This window comes from Alteromonas sp. C1M14, from assembly GCF_018860965.1.
Lineage (GTDB): Bacteria > Pseudomonadota > Gammaproteobacteria > Enterobacterales > Alteromonadaceae > Alteromonas.
In genome coordinates, this window is sequence record NZ_JAHKQF010000006.1 from 1 (window position 1) to 4,327 (window position 4,327).

The following is a 4,327-nucleotide window of genomic DNA, read 5'->3' on the forward strand; positions in this document are numbered from 1 at the left end:
CACCGCCAGGCTCCCAATTCAAGAAAAAGGCCACTCATACGAGTGGCCTTTTTTGCGTTTGGGGCATTAATAAGTTTTATCTTCGGTGCACGGCACAATAATTTTAAGTAACATGAACCTGGCTGTAGAAAACCCAATAAGGTAGTTTTGCTTAGTATGAACAATCCCGCGTTTTTCCTTGATAGAGACGGTGTCATAAACATTGATCACGGCTACATCAGCACGCCTGCTCAATTTGATTTTGTGCCAGGGGTCTTTAACGCGTGTCGTAAAATTGTTGATGCGGGGTATAAAATTATTGTTGTTACAAATCAATCGGGTATTGCCAGAGGTTACTACACTGAAGAGGCGTTTGCCGATTTAACAAACTGGATGGTTGAAGAATTTGCCCAACAAGGCGTGGGTATTTGCGATGTACAATACTGCCCCCATCACCCCACTCACGGTGATAAACCGTATGTACAAAATTGCCAATGCCGTAAACCCAATCCAGGTATGATCATAGACGCTGCAACGCAGCACGGTATCGATTTATCCCAGTCTGTTATGGTGGGCGATAAAGAGTCTGATATGCAAGCTGGTTCCCGTGCAGGAATACCAACTTTGTATAAAGTTTCTGCAAACCAACAGGGTATAACGCGCTCGCCTTTATACACTGAATGCCACGATTTAGCCGTCGCTGTAGACGATTTCTTGTCTAACTAAGTGCCATAACATTGATCATGTCTAAAAGGTCGTCATAAAGTCGGCGTTCTTGCTAGTTGGTACTTTTATTATCTTCTCGGTTCGCCTACCATTGCCGGAGTTTGATTTTAGTATAAAGTAGAGCCAGTGCCTTCACTACAAACACATCATACGTTTCATCTTCCGGCCCAGTGTCAGTACATTCATCATTTTTCTTCATCTGATACTTTTTTAGATCTATGGCATGGCAGTGCCACCAATTATCTACTTGGCGGTGGTAGCAATACGCTGTTCTTAGAAGATTTTGAAGGGCAAGTGTTTATCAATACCCTAAAAGGTATTAGCTATCGAGAAACTAAGAACAGCCATATCATAAAAGTTGCTAGTGGCGAAAATTGGCACGAACTGGTAACCCGATTCTTAGCAGAAGGGTGGCATGGGTTAGAAAATTTAGCCCTAATTCCTGGTTCGGTGGGCGCCGCGCCCATACAAAATATTGGTGCATATGGTGTAGAAGCCGGTAATTTTATTGCCGCAGTGGAATATCGAGATATTCAAACAGGCGAAACAAACGAAAGAATGGGCAGCGAATGTCTTTTTGGTTATCGTGATAGCATATTTAAAAGCGCCCTTGCCGGCCATATTTTAATTACCCATGTCACCTTTGAATTACCTAAGAAGTATCAACCCATTACCACATACGGTGATTTGGCTAAACTGACTGACCCTTCGGCAAATGAAATATATAACACAGTGATTAATATACGCCGAAGCAAACTGCCTGATCCTGATACATTAGGTAATGCAGGCAGCTTTTTTAAAAACCCTGTACTCTTAGCATCGCATTATCAAGACCTAAAAAATGAATTTGGTGCCGTGCCCGGGTTTTCGGCAGGCAACGGCGTTAAAGTGCCAGCGGCGTGGTTTATCGATCAATGTGGATTTAAAGGTAAAACAATCGGCGGGGTGCGTTGTCATCCTGATCAGCCGTTAGTGCTCACCAATGCCAACAATGCCAGTGGAGACGACGTGATTTCCATGGCTCAATTAATAATGCAAACAGTGAATGAACGGTACGCAGTACCATTAGAGCCTGAAGTACGGTTAGTGGGCTCAGCAGGGGCAATAACGTTATGAAACAGGCTTCTAAATTAATACGCCAACATATTCTGTCATTAATGTCCGATGGCCAGTTCCATTCTGGTGAAGTGATAGCTCAGCAAGTGGGCCTTTCTAGGACCGCGGTGGCAGGGCATATCTCTCAGCTAACAGACTGGGGGCTAGATGTGTTTAAAGTAAAAGGAAAGGGGTACAGGTTGAATCAGGGGTTTTCGTTACTGCGAGCTGAGAACATTAAAAAGCATCTCACTAAACCTGGCTTGTCATTAATACAGGTCGAGCCTGTACTTGCGTCTACTAACTCAGAAATGAAAAAGCGTATTGCCACAGCCCGTCATGATCTCGCCGATGGTGATGCCATTTTGGCAGAAGTGCAAACCGATGGTAAAGGACGACACGGCCGCAAGTGGTTAGCTCCGGTGGGTGGAAGCCTCACCTTTTCCATGTATTGGTCGTTCCCAGATGGCTATCAAAGTATGGCTGGCTTGTCGTTGTTAGTGGGGGTGGCAATTTGTGAAGCCCTGCGTAAGTTTAATATTGAAGATGCGCAATTAAAGTGGCCAAACGATATCTATTTGAACGGCGCCAAACTGGCCGGGGTATTAATAGAAGTAGAGGGGCAGATTGGCGCTACCGCACATAGTGTCATTGGAATTGGATTAAACGTTAACGTCCCCGATTCGCAATACGATGTGGGCCAACCTCATAGTGATCTTACCGGTTACCTAGGGGAAACCCCAGACCGAAATGAATTGGCTGCGGCTATTATAGAGTCATTAAGAGAGTTATTGCCTGAATTTACCCAACGTGGTTTTGGTAAGTTTGTGCCCTATTGGGAAGCATTAGACTTGTTTGCAGACAAGAAGATTGTTCTGCAAATGGGAGACAAACGGTTTTCTGGTATCGATCGCGGTGTGGATCAAAGCGGAGCGTTACTTGTAGAAACCGTAGACGGTATTACACGTTTTCACGGTGGTGAGGTTAGTTTACGTGGTATCTGACGGACAAGTGTTATTGGTTGATGCTGGTAATAGCCGAATTAAATCGGTAACTCTGGCTGAGGTAACAACACAAGCACCATTGGTTCATGATGACCTAACGGCGTTTTTTTGTTACCTCAATACTCACCAATATAAACAATTGGTCTTTTCCAATGTGGGAAAACAACAAATTTCCACCGCAATTAGTACATATTGTGATGATCAAAATATTGCCCACAAAGAAATTTTCACAGAAAAATCCCGTTTTGGCCTAAAAAATAGTTATCAGCAGGTACAAAAAATGGGGGTCGATCGATGGCTAGCCATGATTGCAGGTCTGGAAATGACCACTTATCCGTTTTGTGTTATCGATGTGGGTACGGCAATTACCTGTGATTTTGTGGTGGATGGTCAACATTTAGGCGGTTGGATCACCCCAGGGTTTGAAATAATGCGTGATGCCCTGGTGGAAAATACCGCAAAAGTGACTGCAAATGACAAAATTCCTTCTGCGTTGTCGTTAGGAAGCAATACCGAAGATTGTGTTTCATTAGGTTGTATGGCGGCAGTGAACGGCGTTTATTTGAGCGCAGTTGATTACTTATCAAGCAAACAGTCACAATTTGTGGTAATTATCGGTGGTGGTGGCAAAAATATGCTTGCAATTAACCATTCTGCTGATACTATCTGCTCCGCAAATTTGGTGGTGCATGGTCTTGCCCGCTACGCAAGAAGTTCGCTTTTTGTGTAACATTTGTTTGATTGTTAGATATTTGAGCAATCAAATAAAAATTCGAAAAAAATCGAAAAAGACTATTGCACAGAGTAACGAGTTACTCTAGAATGCGCACCCACTTGATGCAGTGCCGACTTAGCTCAGTTGGTAGAGCAACTGACTTGTAATCAGTAGGTCGCCAGTTCGACTCCGGCAGTCGGCACCATCAATCTCTGGAGGGGTACCCAAGCGGTCAACGGGAGCAGACTGTAAATCTGCCGGCTCAGCCTTCGCAGGTTCGAATCCTGCCCCCTCCACCACTTTTTCTATGAGGTGGCCTGAGAATTAGGATTGCGGGCATCGTATAATGGCTATTACCTCAGCCTTCCAAGCTGATGATGCGGGTTCGATTCCCGCTGCCCGCTCCATTTAAGTGCTGATATAGCTCAGTTGGTAGAGCGCACCCTTGGTAAGGGTGAGGTCGGCAGTTCAAATCTGCCTATCAGCACCATTTCTCCCCAGCTCATGTTGATTAGAATACAATTATCTTTTACGTAACTTTGCTGGGATACTAGAAAAATGGCAAAAGAAAAGTTTGAACGTACGAAACCCCATGTAAACGTGGGTACTATCGGCCACGTTGACCACGGTAAAACCACTCTGACTGCAGCAATCACTACTGTTCTTGCAAAGACTTACGGTGGTGCAGCTCAGGCATTCGATCAAATCGATAACGCGCCTGAAGAAAAAGCTCGTGGTATAACCATCTCTACTTCACACGTTGAATATGACACTCCTACTCGCCACTATGCGCACGTAGACTGTCCTG

General features: G+C 44.6%; 5 protein-coding genes and 4 tRNA genes. All 9 read left to right on the forward strand.

Going from position 1 to position 4,327, the window contains the following annotated elements; all coding sequences use genetic code 11:
- Positions 1–156: 156 nt before the first annotated feature.
- Complete coding sequence (gene gmhB / locus KO501_RS04595) at positions 157–705, forward strand: D-glycero-beta-D-manno-heptose 1,7-bisphosphate 7-phosphatase (protein ID WP_216028480.1); 549 nt, start codon at positions 157–159, stop codon at positions 703–705.
- 126 nt (positions 706–831) lie between these two features.
- Positions 832–1,821, forward strand: a complete 990-nt coding sequence (murB, locus tag KO501_RS04600) for a UDP-N-acetylmuramate dehydrogenase (RefSeq protein ID WP_216028481.1) — start codon at positions 832–834, stop codon at positions 1,819–1,821.
- A complete protein-coding gene (gene birA, locus KO501_RS04605; protein ID WP_216028482.1) occupies positions 1,818–2,804 on the forward strand; it encodes a bifunctional biotin--[acetyl-CoA-carboxylase] ligase/biotin operon repressor BirA in 987 nt (328 codons plus the stop codon). Before murB ends, birA begins: the two co-directional genes overlap by 4 nt.
- A complete protein-coding gene (locus KO501_RS04610; RefSeq protein ID WP_216028483.1) occupies positions 2,794–3,534 on the forward strand; it encodes a type III pantothenate kinase in 741 nt (246 codons plus the stop codon). Before birA ends, KO501_RS04610 begins: the two co-directional genes overlap by 11 nt.
- 114 nt (positions 3,535–3,648) lie before the next feature.
- Positions 3,649–3,724: transfer RNA gene (locus KO501_RS04615), tRNA-Thr, on the forward strand.
- Positions 3,725–3,733: 9 nt separating this feature from the next.
- Positions 3,734–3,818, forward strand: a tRNA-Tyr gene (locus KO501_RS04620).
- Positions 3,819–3,851: 33 nt separating this feature from the next.
- Positions 3,852–3,926: transfer RNA gene (locus KO501_RS04625), tRNA-Gly, on the forward strand.
- A gap of 7 nt (positions 3,927–3,933) precedes the next feature.
- Positions 3,934–4,009 (forward strand) — tRNA-Thr (locus tag KO501_RS04630).
- Positions 4,010–4,077: 68 nt separating this feature from the next.
- On the forward strand, positions 4,078–4,327 hold a 250-nt coding region (locus KO501_RS04635; protein ID WP_252728173.1), incomplete at its 3' end, for a GTP-binding protein.